The sequence below is a fragment of the Phyllobacterium chamaecytisi genome, assembly GCF_020164455.1.
In the GTDB taxonomy this organism is placed as follows: Bacteria; Pseudomonadota; Alphaproteobacteria; order Rhizobiales; family Rhizobiaceae; genus Phyllobacterium; species Phyllobacterium chamaecytisi.
The window spans coordinates 68,633-84,525 of sequence record NZ_JAIQWW010000012.1; the positions used below are offsets into that span (position 1 = coordinate 68,633).

Below are 15,893 nucleotides of genomic sequence, written 5' to 3' on the forward strand. Positions count from 1 at the left end.
GAATGGGAAAATATCTTCTGGGGCTGGATGCCGGCAATACAATCATCAAGGCGGTGATCTTCGACCGGCAGGGCAACGAGATTGCCTCCGTTGCCGAGGAGGGACATAGCAGCATGCCGTGTCCAGGACATGTCGAGCGTGGGCTTGGTGAACTCTGGACAAATGCAAAGCTGGTAATTCGGACATGTATCGAGCAGGCGGGCATCGAGCCGAGGGAAATCGCAGCCATCGGGTGCGCGGGCCATGGCAACGGGCTCTATGCGCTGGACCGGCAGGGGGAGCCGCTACTCGCCATCCAGTCGCTCGATACAAGGGCAGCCGGTCTTGTCGAGGAATGGCAGGCCGAAGGCGTCGGCGATCGTACATATCCCATCGGCCTGCAACGCCCCTGGCCCTCCCAGACACCAACATTGCTCGCCTGGATCAAACGCCATCGGACGGAAACATTCGGTAGGATCGGTACGGTCTTCCTCTGCAAGGACTTTATCGTCAATCGGCTCACCGGCCAGCGCGTCAGCGAAGTTTCCGACATGGCGGGTTGCGGGCTGCTGAACGTCACTGAGCGCCGCTATGATCATGACCTGATGGCCGCCTTCGGGCTCGGTGATTGTATGGATATGCTGCCACGACTGATCGAAAGTGCTGACATAGCCGGAACGGTGACCGGCGCGGCGGCGGCAGAAACGGGTCTCGCCGTGGGCACACCGGTCATAGGCGGGTTCTTCGACGTCGTCGCTTCGGCAATCGGCTCGGGCGTCACACGCACGGGGGCTGGCTCGATCATTGCCGGGACCTGGAGCATCAATCAGGTGATCATCGACCAGCCCCGATTGGAGGGGCCGGTCTTCATGTCATCGACCTTTGATCGCGATCGTTACATGGCGATCGAGTCTAGCGCTACATCTGCCGCCAATCTCGAATGGTTCGTGCGCGAATTCTTTCCCGGCAAGCAGCAGGATGGACGCTCGCCGTTCGACGTGTGCTGCGAACTTGCCTCCTCGGTGCAGCCAGCGATCAACGATCCGATCTATCATCCGTTTCTCTATGGAGCGCAGCAGGACGGCAATGCGCGGGCCGCATTCTATGGAATTGCGGGCTGGCACACCAAGTGCCATTTGATCCGTGCTCTGCTGGAAGGCGTTGCCTTCGGTCATCGCCAGCATATCGAGACCCTGCGGGCTGCAGGCGCCGGGTTCGACGAAGCGGTGCTGTCAGGAGGTGGTGCGCGCAGCCTGCTCTGGCCGCAGATTTTCGCGGATGTGCTGGGAGTACCCGTCACGGTCGCCCGCTCGAGCCAAACGGGCGCCCTTGGCGCGGCGATCGCCGCAGGAACCGCCGTCGGCATGTTTGCCGATTTCGAGGCTGGCGCCACGGCAATGGTTTCAACTGACCGCCACTACAGGCCGGACGCAGCGCGCTCGGTCCATTATGACCACCGCTACCGGCTCTATCTGGATATCGCCGATGCAATGGCGCCGATCTGGCGGCGCATGGCAGGAAGCGGAGCATCCGCGACGGAGGTGGCAGCGTGAACCCGCATGCCCATGAAGCCGCGCTCGACGAGGGCGTCTACGACTTCATTATCATAGGAGCGGGATCGGCGGGCTGCGTCCTTGCCAACCGGCTGTCGGCGAACCCGAGAAATCGCGTTCTCCTGCTCGAGGCTGGAGGCAGCGATCGATATTACTGGATTCATGTGCCGATCGGCTATCTCTTCTGCATGGGTAACCCTCGCACCGACTGGATGATGAAGACGGCGGTGGAACCGGGCCTCAACGGCCGCTCCTTGCCCTATCCCCGCGGCAAGGTCCTCGGCGGATGTTCTTCGATCAACGGAATGATCTACATGCGTGGGCAAGCCGCCGACTACGACAATTGGCGGCAAGCAGGTAATACCGGCTGGGGCTGGGATGATGTCCTGCCGTATTTTCTGAAATCCGAAGACAATTATCGCGGGCGCACTTCCATGCATGGTGCGGGCGGGGAGTGGCGCGTGGAGCGGCAGCGACTTTCGTGGCCCATCCTCGATGCTTTTCGGGATGCCGCGGAAGAACTAGGCATTCCCAAGACCGATGATTTTAATGCGGGTGACAATGAGGGCTCGGGCTATTTCGAGGTGAATCAACGCGGTGGGTTCCGCTGGAATACGACCAAGGCGTTTCTGCGCCCGGCTCTCAAGCGGCGCAACCTTCGCGTTGTCACCGGAGCCGAGGTTGAACGCCTGGAGTTCGATGGCAAGCGCGCGGCACGTGTCCGCTTTGGCCTTCGGGGCAAAGCCCGCGTTGCAGCTGCCGCGGGAGAAATCATCCTTTCGGCAGGAGCAATCAACTCGCCCAAAATCCTCGAACTTTCGGGGATTGGCGACCCCGCAATCCTCTCTCGCGCAGAAATCGAACCACTTCATCAACTTCGCGGCGTCGGCGCCAACCTTCAGGACCACCTGCAAATTCGCACGGTGTTCCGCGTCGAAGGTGCGAAGACGCTGAACCAGCTCTACCACAATCTTATTTCGCGCGCCGGGATGGGATTGGAGTATCTTTTCCGCCAATCCGGACCACTTTCGATGGCACCGAGCCAGCTCGGCATTTTTGCGAAGAGCGATCCGGCATTAATGACACCCGATCTTGAATATCACGTCCAGCCGCTCAGCACCGATCGCCTTGGCGAGCCCTTGCACCGCTACCCGGCCGTCACTGTTTCGGTCTGCAATCTCCGTCCGGAAAGCCGGGGGACCGTGCATATTTCCAGGCCGGAGGCGAGTGTTGCGCCGGACATCCGGCCGAATTACCTCTCGACGGTCGGCGACAGACTGCTTGCCGCCAGGTCCATCCGTCACGCCCGCAATCTCATGGCCGCAAAGGCCGTCATGAAGTACCGGCCGGAAGAGATGCTTCCCGGCCGCAGATATCAGAGCGATGAGGAACTGATCCAGCGTGCAGGCGACATCGCAACAACGATCTTTCATCCGGTCGGAACCTGCAGAATGGGCAGCGACGATCTAGCTGTGGTCGATAATAGCCTTAAGGTCCGCGGGCTGGAAAAACTACGTGTAGTGGATGCTTCAATAATGCCAGCCATAGTCTCAGGGAATACAAACTCCCCCGTCATAATGATCGCGGAAAAAGCTGCCGATCTCATTCTTCAGGGCAACTGACAACATTACCTAGTCGCAATAAAAGACTTCGGCTGGTGGACGGACACGGTGGTTTCTCCAATATCGAGCGCGAGTGCGAGTTCGATCTTCCGCTCTGGAAATGGCCGATCCGCGCCGACAACGTGAAACTCAAGCGCGCCTATGAAGCGGCGGCCGCCGAAGACGGTACCCGGGTTCCCGTCCATCGTCTCTGGCCAAGAGGCGTTTCGAAGAAAGATGCGGCGTTGTCTCTGGGGATGAAAGAGATCGCACCCAGCAGCGAGCTCCGCAAATGGTACGCTCACGATCCTGATCGCTGGAACGAGATTCGCAAACGCTACGCAAGTTCGCTTCTTGCATAAGATACTGAGAAACAGTTGGACAGCGCCTCTTCTCGGCTGAAGATTTTAGCGCTTCATGGTTTGTCGCCCAAGCGGTTCATTGCGCCGGGCCATTTCACGCAACACGGCATCGGCCGTTTTTGCAACGACGCGAGTTCTTAAATCCCTGAACCGTCCAGCTGCTCGGCGTCTTCGCCTTCCCAGGGTGAGGGCATAGAAGTGCGATTGAGATCGGCCGAAGGCATCGGCATCCAGCACTTCAATTCTGGCTCGGCATATTCGACGACCCGACCCGGTGAGGAATCAGAGGCGCGCCAGCCTTCGGCACCGAATTGGTCACCATTCGACCAATAGGCGAGGTCGACTTCTGCCTGCCCCTGTTCGGACGAACGAATCGTTACGAGGATTCGACTACCGTCTTTCGGCGCGCTCGCCATGTGGCGCCAGCGGTCTGGCTCATCCATCGTTTTTTCCTCTTGACTTGCTGCGGGTTGCAAGTGTCGCCTCGCCATTGAAAACGGTCAACTCAAACTTTTTCACAGGGCGATGCCAGATCCTGAGCGAGTTGGCATCAACACTTGCTTGTCCGACATCGTTAAAAGACAATGAGTTTGGTTTCCACTGCGTGTACTTGAGCTCAATCGTCTTCGAGCCGCCTGATCACCATATATATCTCACGAATGTCTTTCGATGAGTTCGCTCAAAAGCCGGCCGGTTACGGTCTCGTGGCGACCGAGATCGCGGACGCTGCTCATGTGATTGGAATTTACGATTGTTTCCCTGGAAACGTTCAATCCCTGTCGCTGTAAAGAGGCCGTGAAGGCATCCGCCTGCTGATGAAACGGTGGTGTTTCATCGCTGCCCACGGCAACAACCAAGTTTGTGTGTACGTCATGAGAATGCGACAAAGGCGAGAAGGCGGCGACTTCCTGGTCGGTAAGGCCGATTTCCGCCTGAAGAAAAGATTGCTGCAGTGGTTTCAGATCGTAGATACCGCCAAGCAGCAGGGCCGCCGCAATGCCAGAACTCTCGGCCTGCTTTTGGAACAGAAAGCTTGCGAGGTGTGCGCCAGCGGAATGGCCGCTTATAGTCAACCGCGATGCATCGCCCCCATATCGCGAGATATGGTCGCGCACCCACTGCCCGGCTCGCCGAACCTGATCGACCAGCACGTCTAACCTTACATGCGGCATCAATGCGTAGTCTAGGATGACGGCAACGGCACCCGCGCGGGTGATGGTATCGGCGACGTAGGAATAGTCTCGCTTGGAAAACATCCGCCAGTAGCCACCGTGGATGAACATATGTACCGGCCGAGCTTGCCGAGGTCCTTCCGGAAAGAAGATGTCCAGGGTTTCGCTTTCGTCGCTTCCGTAGGCGATATCTGCCAGCATAGGCAGTGTGTGGCGGGTGGCAGAACTTGCGGCGACGATCTCGGCGATGATAGTGTCGAAGTCCTCTACATGAGCGCGGATGCGAAACGGGTCGGTTTCCAATGATCGTTCCACTGCTCTAAAAACTCGCTGCAATATATTTGGCTTCCATGAATTCAGCAATGCCGTGGTGCTGACCGCCCTCGCGGCCAAGCCCGCTTTGCTTGACGCCGCCGAACGGTGCGGCCGGGTCGGATACTAGCCCCCGGTTCAAGGCGATCATGCCGGCTTCAAGGCGGGAGGAGACACGTAATCCCCGGGCAATGTCGCGGGTGTAAACGTATGCGGCAAGTCCATATTCGGTATCGTTAGCCTGAACTATTGCCTCTTCGTCCGTTTCAAAACGGTAAAGAGGTGCAACGGGTCCAAAAATCTCCTCGTGTGCCATATCGGCGTCGGCCGGAACGTCCGCGAGCACCGTTGGCGGGTAGAAGAAACCAGTCCGCGTGGCCATCTCCCCCCCGCAGAGAACGCGCGCGCCTTTGACCTTCGCGTCATTGACCAGTCGGTCGATCTTCTCCACCGCCTTTTGCGTAATCATTGGACCACATTCGGTCAGCGGATCGATCCCTGCGCCGACATTGAGCGCTTCCATCCGCTTTGTGAGCGCCTCTGCAAATGCGTTGTAAATGCCGGACTGGACATAAAGTCGGTTCGCTGCGGTACATGCCTCGCCGGCATTGCGCATCTTCGCGACCATCGCGCCATCGATTGCAGCGTCCAGGTCGGCGTCGTCGAACACAATGAACGGTGCGTTGCCACCGAGTTCCATCGAGCAAGAGACGACGTGCTTGGCCGCTTCTGCAAGGAGGAGACGTCCGACACCAGTCGACCCTGTAAATGAGAGCTTCCTTACACGCGGATCCGCAAGAACCGCAGCACCAAATGAGGACGGCTCGCTAGTCGTCAGGACGTTGATGACACCTGGCGGAACGCCGGCTTCCTCGTAAATAGAAGCGAGCGCGTAGGCCGTCAGGGGCGTCTCGCTGGCGGGCTTCAGGATCACAGTGCAACCAGCCGCCAATGCAGGCGCGATCTTGCGTGTTGCCATCGCTGCGGGAAAATTCCATGGAGTGATTAACAGGCATATGCCTATTGGTTGATAATCCACGATGATCCGGTTCGCACCGGATGGTGCGATACCGAACTCGCCAGTAATGCGCACGGCCTCTTCGGCATTCCAGCGAAAGAATTCGGCCGCGTAGGAAACTTCACTGCGCGCATCACGTAGAGCCTTGCCATTCTCCATGGAAATCAGAGTCGCCAGTTCCTCGGCGCGCTCTGTCATCAGTTCAAAACAGCGACGCAGGATCTCGGATCGTTTTCGGGGCGAAGTCGCGCTCCACGCCGGGGCGGCAGCGGACGCCGCATCGACGCTTGCGCGAGCATCCTCGACGGTGGCGTCGGGAACCGTTGCAAGGACGGTTCCGGTGGAAGGATCGATAACGTCGATCTCACGTCCATTCTGCGCAGGTCGCCAAGCTCCATCGATATAAAGGCCGCGAGCGGCAGCCTGAATGTTTGGCAGTTGGCGATCGGGCTGAGGCATCTGTTGTGCAAGAGTCATTTCAATCCTCGGGGTTTAGACTGCGGAAGCGGCTAGGTCGCCGTCGTAGGCTGCTTGAACGAGACGCTTCATCGCATCGAGATCAAACGATCTCGGGTTGTTTTTGATCAATCTATCGATGCCAAGCGCCTGCTCTGCGGTCCAATCAAGCTTGTCGGCGGACAGCCCGAGTTCCGCGAGCGTTCCAGTAATGCCGATGGCGGCAAAGAGCCTGCGGATCTCTTCAATTGCGGCCTTGGCCGTTCTTTCGGTATCCTCCTCCCATGGCCCGAGGCCAAGAGCAGAACCGATCTGCGCCATTTCGGCCGCTGAGACGGATCGGTTGTAGTTCATTACATAGGGCATCATAGTCGCGACACCGAGCCCATGGGCGGTATGGGTCAAGGCGCCCGCCGGGTATTGAATGGCGTGGGCAGCTGCAGTCCCTGCGGTGCCAAATGCACAGCCTGCCGCTAATGCTCCCATCATCACATCGGCCCTGGCATTTTCGTCGGAGCCGTCCCTGTAAGCCGCTTCCAGACTGCGGCCAAGGAGGGTGATGGCGAGCAAAGCGAAATGATCCGTCAGTGCGCTCTTGCCGATGAAGACGTGGTTTTGCGCCAAGTTGGGATCGGCACCGCGTCGTTTAGCAGTGAAGGCCTCGATCGCATGTGTGAGGGCATCGGCTCCAGCGATGGCGGTTAGTCCTGGCGGACACGACATTGTCAGCTCGGGGTCGCAGATAGCAGCTGCGGCAATCAGATAGGGACTGGATATGCCGACCTTGAGTGTCCTGTCGGGGTCAGATATCACCGCAACCGGTGTGACTTCGGACCCGGTTCCCGCCGTCGTCGGAACGGCGATGACAGGCAACGTCGGGCCTGGCACCTTGAATTCCCCGTAATAATCCTGAAGACTGCCGCCGTGGCTCAAAAGAAGCGCGGCACATTTCGCCATGTCCAGACAACTTCCGCCGCCGATGCCGATCACCATATCTGGCGCGAAAGATCGCGCTTCCTCCACGCAAACAGCGACAGAATCGCGCGGAACGTCCGGAAGGACCCGGTCGTGCACCATGGTTTCAATTGACGCATTCCTTAGGGCGGTCAGGATCTCGCTGAACACCGGGGTTCCTGCGAACCGCTCATCCGTGCATATCAGAGCCCGCCTGCCAAGTCGCGCGGCGACGGTAGGCAAAGCGTGGCGCTGTCCCTTGCCGAACAGGATTTCTTTTGGAAGCCGGATGGCGGCAAAGAGGGTCATCGTCAATGTCCTTTGGCAGAGAATTTATCGAAAGATGCCGAGCGCGAAGGTTGTCTTCGACGCGGGCTGAGTTTGAAGTCATCTCACATTGCTTAAGCGAGGGGATTGGACCCGCCGCAGCGGAGCAGGGTTGAGCGCTGCGGTCTTTGAAGCCAAGCGCGTGATCAGATCAGGCCAGACCGATCCCTCGGGTCGGATGCAGATCTGGATTGCGTCAAGCTTGTTGCGTTGTGCGACTGCTTGGCCTCCAGCATTGGGCGATTTGAACCAGCGGTGAATCTGCAAGCTCCGTAACACGCAGACACGTTGGATACGATCTCGCTCAAAACAGAACGAGCCGTTGCTTACAAAGGTGTGTCCTCCCGAAACTTTGAGGGGCAATAAACCCATATTTTCCACCGCAAAAGCTCTCCGATATAAAATCCTATAGGATATAGTATTGCATATCGCTCAGCATCGTGTTAGCGATGGGTGATGTCAAGAGGCAAAAAATGCAAATCCGAAATTCAATGAATCTCACCGATGCGCCGGATCCGAGCGGGTTTATTCAGCGTGCCAACAGCTTGTCAGGTAGCGTTTACGACGCGATCTTCGCCCAGTTGATGTCCTTGAAAATAGCGCCTGGATCACGCATTACAGTCGACAATCTGGTTAGAGAGTTGAATGTTTCGCAAACACCTATTCGGGAAGCGCTTGGCCGCCTCGAAGGTGAGGGATTGGTCGTAAAGACCCATTTGATTGGATACAGCGCGGCACCACAAATCGCCCGGCGGAGGTTTGACGAACTTTACCAACTCCGCCTTCTCTTGGAACCGGACAGTGCTGCGCGGGCCGCCGCCGCGATGGATACGGAAAAGCTTGCGGCTCTTCAGACGGCCGCGGGGGTGATGGGACGTCGCGAAGATGCCGACGAGCGGCTTCGCTACTCCACGTTCGCAAGGCAAGACGCTTTGTTTCATGACAAGATTATGGAGTTTGCCGGAAACGAGCTCATCCGGGAGACGCTCAACCACCAGCATACGCACTTCCACATCTTCCGCTTGATGTTTCATTCTCGCGTGACAGAGGAAGCGCTGGACGAACACGAAGCGTTGCTCGCCGCATTCGCGGCAGGTGACGCTGCTGAGGCCGAGAGGGCGATGCGGATCCACCTCGAGCGTTCGCGCGACCGGCTGCTACCGGCATTCGAGTAAGGACCTGAAGATGTCCAGTGTCTTAAGCATCGAAAGAGAGGGGGAGAGGGTTGTGGCGCAAAAAGCCGATCCCCTTCGCCACTCTCTCCTGCGTGCCGAAGGTGTCTCCAAACAATACGGACCGGTCACGGTGTTGTCTGACGTTACGCTCGATATATTGCCGGGCGAGATCCATGCGATCATCGGCGAAAACGGGGCGGGCAAATCGACGTTCATGCGGCTTTTGTCAGGCTATATCGAGCCGACCGCCGGAACACTGGCGCTTAATGGTGAGCATGTTCGGTTTGCCAAGCCTGAGCAGGCCCAAGATGCCGGCATTGCCCTTGTCCACCAAGAAATTTTGCTGGCCGAAGCACTGACTGTCGCGGAAAATCTGTTTCTTGGCCGCGAGTTGATGCGAAATGGGGTCGTCGATGACCGGACGATGCGGCGTCTTGCGACGGAAAAACTTGCCGAACTCGGTTGTCTGGTGTCACCGAACGCTCTTGTGCGAAACATCGCGCTGGCGGATCGACAACTTGTCCAGATTGCACGCGCGCTTCTGGACGACTACAGGATCGTCATCTTCGACGAGCCGACCGCTGTCCTCACGGGGGAAGAGGTCGAAAGACTGCTTGCCATTATTCTGCAGCTGAAGGAGCAGGGCGCAGCAGTCCTATACATCAGTCATCGTCTCGATGAGGTGCAGCGGCTGGCCGACAAGGTGACGGTTCTGCGTGACGGCAAAAAAATCGGGACCTATCCCGGTCGAACTCTCAGCCAGATGGATATGGCGCGCCTCATGGTCGGCCGAGATCTCGCTGCCCTCTATCCGGAAAAGCGCACCAAAGCCGCAGGCGAGGCGATGTTAACGGTGCGCGACCTGTCTGTTCCAGGGTTCGCCAAAAACATCTCGTTCCAGGCTCACAAATCAGAGATTCTCGGTTTCGCCGGAATGATCGGCGCCGGCCGCACCGAGCTCTTCGAGGGCATCATGGGGCTGCGTCCGGCAACCGGCACCGTCGAACTCGAAGGCAAGCCGATCAATATCCGTTCGCCTCGCGCGGTGCTCGATGCCGGTATTGGCTACCTCACGGAGGACCGCAAGGGGAAAGGTCTTTTGCTTCACGAACGGCTGGCGCCCAATCTGACGCTTTCGGCACTAACCCGCTTTCACCCGGGCATTTTTCTGCGGCGATCGCGTGAGCAGGATGCCTTGAGGACCGCGGTCGAACAGTATGACATCCGGCTCAAGAGCTTCGGGGTGAAGGCCGGACAGCTTTCCGGCGGCAACCAGCAGAAACTGCTGCTTGCCAAGGTCCTGCTCACCACTCCATCCGTCGTTGTCATCGACGAGCCGACGCGGGGTATCGATATCGCTAACAAGGCCCAGATCTACGCCTTCATTCAAAGCCTCGTGGCTGAAGGGAAGGCGTGCATCGTCATCTCTTCGGAAATGCAGGAGTTGATAGGTATCTGCGATCGGATCCTGGTGATGCGGGAAGGACGCCTAAGAGGAGAGGTCTCGGGCGACGCTATGACGGAACATAATGTAGCGCTTCTGGCGATAAGCGACGCCGCGGCCGACGGCAACGTGGGAGGAAGAAAATGACAATTATGGTGAATTCGACGGCGATCCGGCCTGAACGGGAATGGAATATCGGCTGGACAGATGTGGGCCCCTTTGTCGCTCTCATCGTGCTGATGCTGATCGGGTTTCTGATAAATCCCGATTTTCTTTCGGCAACAAACCTCGGCAATGTCATCACCAGAAGCGCTTTCATTGCCATCATCGCCGTTGGGGCGACATTCGTGATCTCATGTGGAGGATTGGATCTTTCGGTCGGATCAATGGCCGCCTTCATTACCGGGATAACCATCCTGTTCATGAACAGGATGGCACCGGACTGGGGTATGATGGCAATCCCGGCCGGAATGATGGTGGCCATTGTCGTCGGCCTTTTTTGTGGGCTGATGAACGGCCTGATAGTTACAATCGGCAGGATCGAGCCATTTATTGCCACGCTCGGCACGATGGGCATCTTCAGGGCGCTGATTACCTACATGTCCGACGGGGGCTCAATCCCTATCGATCGCAGCCTTCGCGACGCCTATCGCCCCGTTTACTTTGGCACGTTTGCAGGGATACCGCTGCCGATCATCATCTCGGTGGCAGTCGCTGCAGTCGCCTCCTTCATTCTTTACAAGATGAAGTACGGAAGAAAATGCGCGGCTGTAGGGGCTAACGAGGATGTCGCGCGCTACTCAGGCATTTCGATAATCAAGACACGCACGATCGCCTACACCATTCAGGGCGCGTGTGTCGCTATCGCGGCGATTTGCTATGTGCCTCGCCTCGGCGCCGCAACGCCGACCACGGGGGTACTTTGGGAGCTCCAGGTTATTACCGCGGTTGTTATCGGCGGAACGGCTCTGCGTGGAGGCAAGGGCCATGTCTGGGGCACAGTGGCGGGTGCCGTCATTCTTGAACTCATTGCCAACCTGATGGTGTTGTCCGACTTCGTCTCGGAATATCTCGTCGCCGGTGTCCAAGGCGTTATCATCATCATTGCCATGCTTATCCAGAGGTTTTCGAAATAATCCGCGTCCGGACCGCGCGGGTTCATAATTGTTGAGTCCAAATGCTGGGAGGAAAGAATGTCTACTACGAAATGGATCGCGGCTGCCGCCGTGGGTGCACTACTGATCGCCGGCCAAGCAGTGGCCGCCGACAAAAAGGTCGTTGCGGTATCGATACCGGCAGCTGACCACGGCTGGACGGCCGGCATCGTCTATCATGCACAGGCTGCCGCCAAGGAAATCAACGCCGCCTTTCCGAATGTTGAAGTCATCGTGAAGACTTCACCATCAGCGACGGCTCAGGTGAGCGCCTTGGAGGATCTCTCGGCAGCGCGCAAGCTCGACGCGCTGGTGATTTTGCCATATACCTCTGAGGAACTGACGACGCCCGTCAAGGCCGTCAAGGACGCCGGCACTTTCATCACCGTTGTCGACCGGGGTCTGAATGACCCATCGATCCAGGACCTTTACCTCGCGGGTGACAATATCGCCGTGGGAAGAAACACCGCGAAGTTCATGATCGACAAACTTGGCGGAAAGGGCAATCTCGTCGTCCTGCGTGGCATCCCGACCGTCATCGATGACGAACGTATCAAGGGCTTCCAGGATGCGATCCAAGACACCGATCTGAAGGTATTGGATATACAGTATGCGAACTGGAACAGCGATGAAGCCTTCAAATTAATGCAGGACTATCTCGCAAAATACCCGCACATTGACGCAGTGTGGGCCAATGACGACGACATGCTTCTCGGCGTGCTCGAGGCCGTGAAACAATCGGGACGCAAGGACATCAAATTGGCGCTTGGCGGTAACGGCATGAAGGACATCGTCAAGAAGGTTATCGACGGCGATGCAATGACACCCGTGGAGACCCCTTATCCACCGGCCATGATCAAGACGGCAATCTACATGACTGTTGCTAATATCGTCGGTCAGGCGCCTGTGCGCGGGACGGTAAAACTTGATGCCCCGCTCATCACCCAGGAGAACGCCAAGGAGTATTACTTTCCGGATTCACCGTTCTGATCATTCAATCTGGGGCGGCACTCGCCGCCTCAACCTATCCAAGAGGAGCCAAATCATGCCAGGCAAGAAGATACTGATGCTGACCGGTGAGTTCACCGAGGAATATGAAATTTTCGTCTATCAACAGGCGATGGAGGCCGTTGGACACACGGTGCATGTAATCTGTCCCGACAAGAACGCAGGCGACCTGATCAAGACGTCGCTGCATGACTTCGAAGGAGATCAGACCTATACCGAAAAGCTCGGTCACAACTTTACTATCAACAAGACTTTCTCGGAGGCCGAGGCGCAGCTAGACCAATATCATGCCGTCTACGCTGCGGGCGGCCGCGGCCCTGAATATATCCGGACCGACAAGCGCGTGCAGGCGATCGTCCGGCACTTTCATGATAAGCAGAAACCAATCTTTACGATTTGCCACGGCGTGCAGATTCTTATTGCGGTGGATGGGGTCGTACGCGGCAAAAAAGTAGGCGCGCTGGGCGCGTGCGAGCCGGAGGTGACGCTTGCAGGCGGCACTTACATCGATCTGTCGCCGACAGAAGCCTATGTTGATGGCACGATGGTATCCGCCAAGGGTTGGACTGCACTGGCAGCCTTTATCAGGGAATGCCTCAAGGTGCTGGGAACGGAAATCCACCACAGTGAAGACGTTGCGAAAGCTGCGTGACAGCTTGCTGGAATTCACGAGGAACAGCGGATGGCCATCCAAAATGGGAGGCCATCCGGCCCTTTGTTTGACACTGTTTTGAACAGTTGGGGTTTTTCCAATAGTATTCGACAAGGCTTATTGCCTCACTCGGGTGGCAACGTTTTAGGCACTAATACGCGTTGAGGCCAGCACGCACCAGAGTGCTGCTGAGTACCGGCTCGGAGTGACCAGCTTCGGCGATCCAGGAACTCTTGGCGACTTTCAGCGGCAGAAGCTGACCGCTCTCATGCCAGAGCGGAAAGATGTTCTTCCACTAGGCTCCGCAACGCGGGCAGCGGCTGCCTCAAGCTCACTCTTCAGTAGTGTGACTTCAGGCGCTTTAGATGGGCCGAAACTTTCTCCCATTGAGGTTCGAAGAAAGCCAACCTGAGATAGAAAGACCGTCGAAGTGGTCTCTTGTTACGTAAAATATGGCTCGGCATAGACTTGTTCGAGCAACCAATAATTGAACAATTCATGGCCAGAGCGTTACAAGTGACTGTGCCATCGCTTGGGGATAGAAATGCTCGTTTCGCTCTTTTTTGTCTGCTACTTCGCGTATGCGATCTACGTCTTCGTTCCGATGTTAACGAAAGCGTGGCATTCAGAAATTTGGTTTGGCCGGGACGCTGAATACAGCAGGGTAAACAATCCGAAAATGTATTGGTTCGGCATGGCCTTTGGAGCATTCAACATCCTGTTTCCGACGTTTCTTCTGTGGATGCTGATTGTTTACGGAGCGCGTTGACGGCGCGCCTTTGCGTTGAATCTCAGATTCACGCATTCGCGATTCCCGCCCTTCGGATAGTCAAATGTTACCTGAGACGTTACCTCGAAGACAAAATGCTCCAGCGGTGATTTTCCGCTGATTCAAATCGCTTAATGATTTCAGTGAGTTTATGGCGCGCCCGAAAGGATTCGAACCTCTGACCCCCAGATTCGTAGTCTGGTGCTCTATCCAGCTGAGCTACGGGCGCGTGCCACAAATGCGCGTTAGTCTGCGCAGCGCGGTTGGTAATCGGTTGAGCTATGAATTGCAAGCAGCTTCGCTCAAAAAACCTCAACTATTTTCAGATGAATTGCAGGCTGCGGTTTCTTTGGAGGCTAAAGACTACGGCCGATGGCCAGATATTTATCGCGCCGGTCCTGTCTAAGCATGTCACGATCCATATTGCCCATGGATTTGAGAGCGACGTTGATAATGTTGCCCGTTGCCTCGATCGCTGCATCCTTGCCGCGGTGCGCGCCGCCCATGGGTTCGGGAATGATGCCGTCGATGATCTTCAATTCGTAAAGATCCTGTGCGGTGATACGCATCGAAGTTGCGGCATCTTTAGCCCGGGTGGAATCGTGCCAGAGAATGGACGCTGCGCCCTCCGGTGAAATCACCGAGTAGATCGAATGTTCGAGCATGTAGACACGGTTGGCCGTGGCAATCGCTATGGCTCCGCCGGACCCGCCTTCTCCGATGATAACCGAGACGATCGGCACTTTCAGATTGAGGCAAGCGGCAGTCGAACGGGCAATGGCCTCCGCTTGTCCGCGCTCTTCCGCCGCGATCCCCGGAAAGGCACCCGCTGTATCGACGAGCGTAATCACCGGCAAGTTGAAACGGTCGGCCAGATCCATGATGCGCACGGCCTTGCGATAGCCTTCGGGCATGGCCATGCCGAAATTGTGTTTGAGGCGTGTCTTGGTGTCGTTGCCCTTCTCCTGTCCGATAACGGCGACGGCTTGACCATTGAAGCGGGCGAGACCGGCCTGGACAGCATCATCGTCCGCATAGTTGCGGTCACCTGCAAGCGGCGTGAAATCGGTGAAGAGCTTGGAGATATAATCCACACAGTGAGGGCGGTCTGGATGACGTGCAATCTGCGCCTTCTGCCAGGGGGTTAGCTTGCGGTAAAGATCGCGCAACGCCTCGGCGGACCTTTTTTCCAACCGGATGATCTCTTCGTTGGTGTCGAGAGCATCGCCTTCCTCGGCAAGTTTTTTCAACTCGAGAATCTTGCCGTCGAGATCAGCAACCGGCTTTTCAAAGTCAAGGTAGTTATACATGGACGAGGGGTCTGCCTGCAAAACGGTGGATTTTTCACGACCTAACTGGCTGTTGCCGAGGCGCATGTCAAGGAAGCAAGGCTGAGATCATGCGTTGGCGGCGCACGTTATAGAGGGAATTGCGGCAAAGGGATGGTGGTTTATTTTGCGGGACTCTTGCGTTTCACCGGCTTGGCGGAGTTTGAGCGCCTCGCGCGCTTTGGGGTCTTGCTGCGCTTCCAGCCAATCCATCTGCCTTCACCTGCATAGTTGTGAAAGCCGCCAGCTGCTGCGATCAGCCCCTGCCGCACTTCGTCTAGATCAAGTCCTGGCAAATTTTGCAGGAGAACTGGTGGCAGGTGATCGATGTTGAGCCAAGTCTGGTCAAAATAGATGTGTTCCGGTCCGCTTTCGCTGGTTACGGCAAAGAACCAGCGGCCCTCCATGACGTCGCCGAACCAGGGATCGGGAAACATGGAAGGCGAGAAGTCAAATCCAAACGCGGTTACTTCATCCCAGCGCCAGTTTTGCCGCCAATTCATCGTGCGGGTCAAATGGCTGGAGCGGCGGAATCCCGTTTCGTCAAAGTGGATCACTTCGCTGTCGGGTTCGACAGACGATGACTCTGATCTGTAAAACAATCTCTTCAACAGCTGCCACATGGCCAT

The 15,893-nt window shown here is 57.0% G+C and carries 14 protein-coding genes and 1 tRNA gene; 8 read left to right on the forward strand and 7 right to left on the reverse strand.

What is annotated here, in order from left to right; genetic code table 11:
• Positions 1 to 2 precede the first annotated feature (2 nt).
• Genes LB462_RS18410 through LB462_RS18420 form a run of 3 tightly spaced genes read left to right on the forward strand, consistent with a single transcriptional unit; the run spans position 3 to position 3,495 of the window.
• A complete protein-coding gene (locus tag LB462_RS18410; RefSeq protein WP_224511003.1) occupies positions 3 to 1,532 on the forward strand; it encodes an FGGY-family carbohydrate kinase in 1,530 nt (509 codons plus the stop codon).
• A complete protein-coding gene (locus LB462_RS18415; protein ID WP_224511004.1) occupies positions 1,529 to 3,154 on the forward strand; it encodes a GMC family oxidoreductase in 1,626 nt (541 codons plus the stop codon). Before LB462_RS18410 ends, LB462_RS18415 begins: the two co-directional genes overlap by 4 nt.
• A 35-nt stretch (positions 3,155 to 3,189) precedes the next feature.
• Positions 3,190 to 3,495 carry a DUF488 domain-containing protein gene (locus LB462_RS18420; RefSeq protein ID WP_224511005.1) on the forward strand — a complete coding sequence of 102 codons (306 nt, stop codon included), beginning with the start codon at positions 3,190 to 3,192 and terminating at the stop codon, positions 3,493 to 3,495.
• Positions 3,496 to 3,632: 137 nt separating this feature from the next.
• On the opposite strand, the gene LB462_RS18425 is transcribed toward LB462_RS18420, so the two are convergent.
• The 4 genes from LB462_RS18425 to LB462_RS18440 all read right to left on the reverse strand — a co-directional run bounded on the left by LB462_RS18425 (position 3,633) and on the right by LB462_RS18440 (position 7,716).
• Positions 3,633 to 3,938, reverse strand: a complete 306-nt coding sequence (locus tag LB462_RS18425) for a hypothetical protein (protein WP_224511006.1) — start codon at positions 3,936 to 3,938, stop codon at positions 3,633 to 3,635.
• 210 nt (positions 3,939 to 4,148) lie between these two features.
• Complete coding sequence (locus LB462_RS18430) at positions 4,149 to 4,970, reverse strand: alpha/beta hydrolase (RefSeq protein ID WP_224511007.1); 822 nt, start codon at positions 4,968 to 4,970, stop codon at positions 4,149 to 4,151.
• A gap of 16 nt (positions 4,971 to 4,986) precedes the next feature.
• A complete protein-coding gene (locus LB462_RS18435; protein ID WP_224511009.1) occupies positions 4,987 to 6,474 on the reverse strand; it encodes an NAD-dependent succinate-semialdehyde dehydrogenase in 1,488 nt (495 codons plus the stop codon).
• Positions 6,475 to 6,489: 15 nt separating this feature from the next.
• Positions 6,490 to 7,716 (reverse strand): iron-containing alcohol dehydrogenase, encoded by a 1,227-nt coding sequence (locus LB462_RS18440; RefSeq protein WP_224511010.1) that lies wholly within the window; start codon positions 7,714 to 7,716, stop codon positions 6,490 to 6,492.
• A gap of 491 nt (positions 7,717 to 8,207) precedes the next feature.
• Here LB462_RS18440 and LB462_RS18445 point away from each other — a divergent pair, with 491 nt between their 5' ends.
• Genes LB462_RS18445 through LB462_RS18465 form a run of 5 tightly spaced genes read left to right on the forward strand, consistent with a single transcriptional unit; the run spans position 8,208 to position 13,167 of the window.
• Positions 8,208 to 8,909: a GntR family transcriptional regulator gene (locus LB462_RS18445; RefSeq protein ID WP_224511012.1), complete on the forward strand. Its 702-nt coding sequence runs from the start codon at positions 8,208 to 8,210 to the stop codon at positions 8,907 to 8,909.
• 10 nt (positions 8,910 to 8,919) lie between these two features.
• The gene (locus tag LB462_RS18450) at positions 8,920 to 10,500 is read left to right on the forward strand and encodes a sugar ABC transporter ATP-binding protein (RefSeq protein WP_224511014.1); all 1,581 of its coding nucleotides are present in this window, start codon (positions 8,920 to 8,922) and stop codon (positions 10,498 to 10,500) included.
• A 5-nt stretch (positions 10,501 to 10,505) separates the two neighbouring features.
• On the forward strand, positions 10,506 to 11,489 hold the full coding sequence (locus tag LB462_RS18455) for an ABC transporter permease (RefSeq protein WP_370637225.1): 984 nt from the start codon (positions 10,506 to 10,508) through the stop codon (positions 11,487 to 11,489).
• A 57-nt stretch (positions 11,490 to 11,546) separates the two neighbouring features.
• A complete protein-coding gene (locus LB462_RS18460) occupies positions 11,547 to 12,497 on the forward strand; it encodes a substrate-binding domain-containing protein (protein ID WP_224511018.1) in 951 nt (316 codons plus the stop codon).
• A gap of 55 nt (positions 12,498 to 12,552) precedes the next feature.
• The gene (locus LB462_RS18465; protein ID WP_224511027.1) at positions 12,553 to 13,167 is read left to right on the forward strand and encodes a DJ-1/PfpI family protein; all 615 of its coding nucleotides are present in this window, start codon (positions 12,553 to 12,555) and stop codon (positions 13,165 to 13,167) included.
• A 921-nt stretch (positions 13,168 to 14,088) separates the two neighbouring features.
• Here the strand turns inward: LB462_RS18465 and LB462_RS18470 are convergent.
• From LB462_RS18470 to LB462_RS18480, 3 genes are all read right to left on the reverse strand, one after another.
• Positions 14,089 to 14,165: transfer RNA gene (locus LB462_RS18470), tRNA-Arg, on the reverse strand.
• Positions 14,166 to 14,292: 127 nt separating this feature from the next.
• On the reverse strand, positions 14,293 to 15,246 hold the full coding sequence (locus tag LB462_RS18475; protein WP_112523587.1) for an acetyl-CoA carboxylase carboxyltransferase subunit alpha: 954 nt from the start codon (positions 15,244 to 15,246) through the stop codon (positions 14,293 to 14,295).
• Between the two features lie 140 nt (positions 15,247 to 15,386).
• The gene (locus LB462_RS18480; protein WP_224511029.1) at positions 15,387 to 15,893 is read right to left on the reverse strand and encodes a hypothetical protein; all 507 of its coding nucleotides are present in this window, start codon (positions 15,891 to 15,893) and stop codon (positions 15,387 to 15,389) included.

Coding starts and splice junctions, on each gene's coding strand:
- LB462_RS18455 (WP_370637225.1), top strand. CDS start 10,506: ATGGTGAATTCGACGGCGATCCGGCCTGAACGGGAATGGAATATCGGC.
- LB462_RS18435 (WP_224511009.1), bottom strand. CDS start 6,474: ATGACTCTTGCACAACAGATGCCTCAGCCCGATCGCCAACTGCCAAAC.
- LB462_RS18475 (WP_112523587.1), bottom strand. CDS start 15,246: ATGTATAACTACCTTGACTTTGAAAAGCCGGTTGCTGATCTCGACGGC.
- LB462_RS18450 (WP_224511014.1), top strand. CDS start 8,920: ATGTCCAGTGTCTTAAGCATCGAAAGAGAGGGGGAGAGGGTTGTGGCG.
- LB462_RS18440 (WP_224511010.1), bottom strand. CDS start 7,716: ATGACCCTCTTTGCCGCCATCCGGCTTCCAAAAGAAATCCTGTTCGGC.
- LB462_RS18480 (WP_224511029.1), bottom strand. CDS start 15,893: ATGGCCATGTGGCAGCTGTTGAAGAGATTGTTTTACAGATCAGAGTCA.
- LB462_RS18445 (WP_224511012.1), top strand. CDS start 8,208: ATGCAAATCCGAAATTCAATGAATCTCACCGATGCGCCGGATCCGAGC.
- LB462_RS18465 (WP_224511027.1), top strand. CDS start 12,553: ATGCCAGGCAAGAAGATACTGATGCTGACCGGTGAGTTCACCGAGGAA.
- LB462_RS18460 (WP_224511018.1), top strand. CDS start 11,547: ATGTCTACTACGAAATGGATCGCGGCTGCCGCCGTGGGTGCACTACTG.
- LB462_RS18410 (WP_224511003.1), top strand. CDS start 3: ATGGGAAAATATCTTCTGGGGCTGGATGCCGGCAATACAATCATCAAG.
- LB462_RS18425 (WP_224511006.1), bottom strand. CDS start 3,938: ATGGATGAGCCAGACCGCTGGCGCCACATGGCGAGCGCGCCGAAAGAC.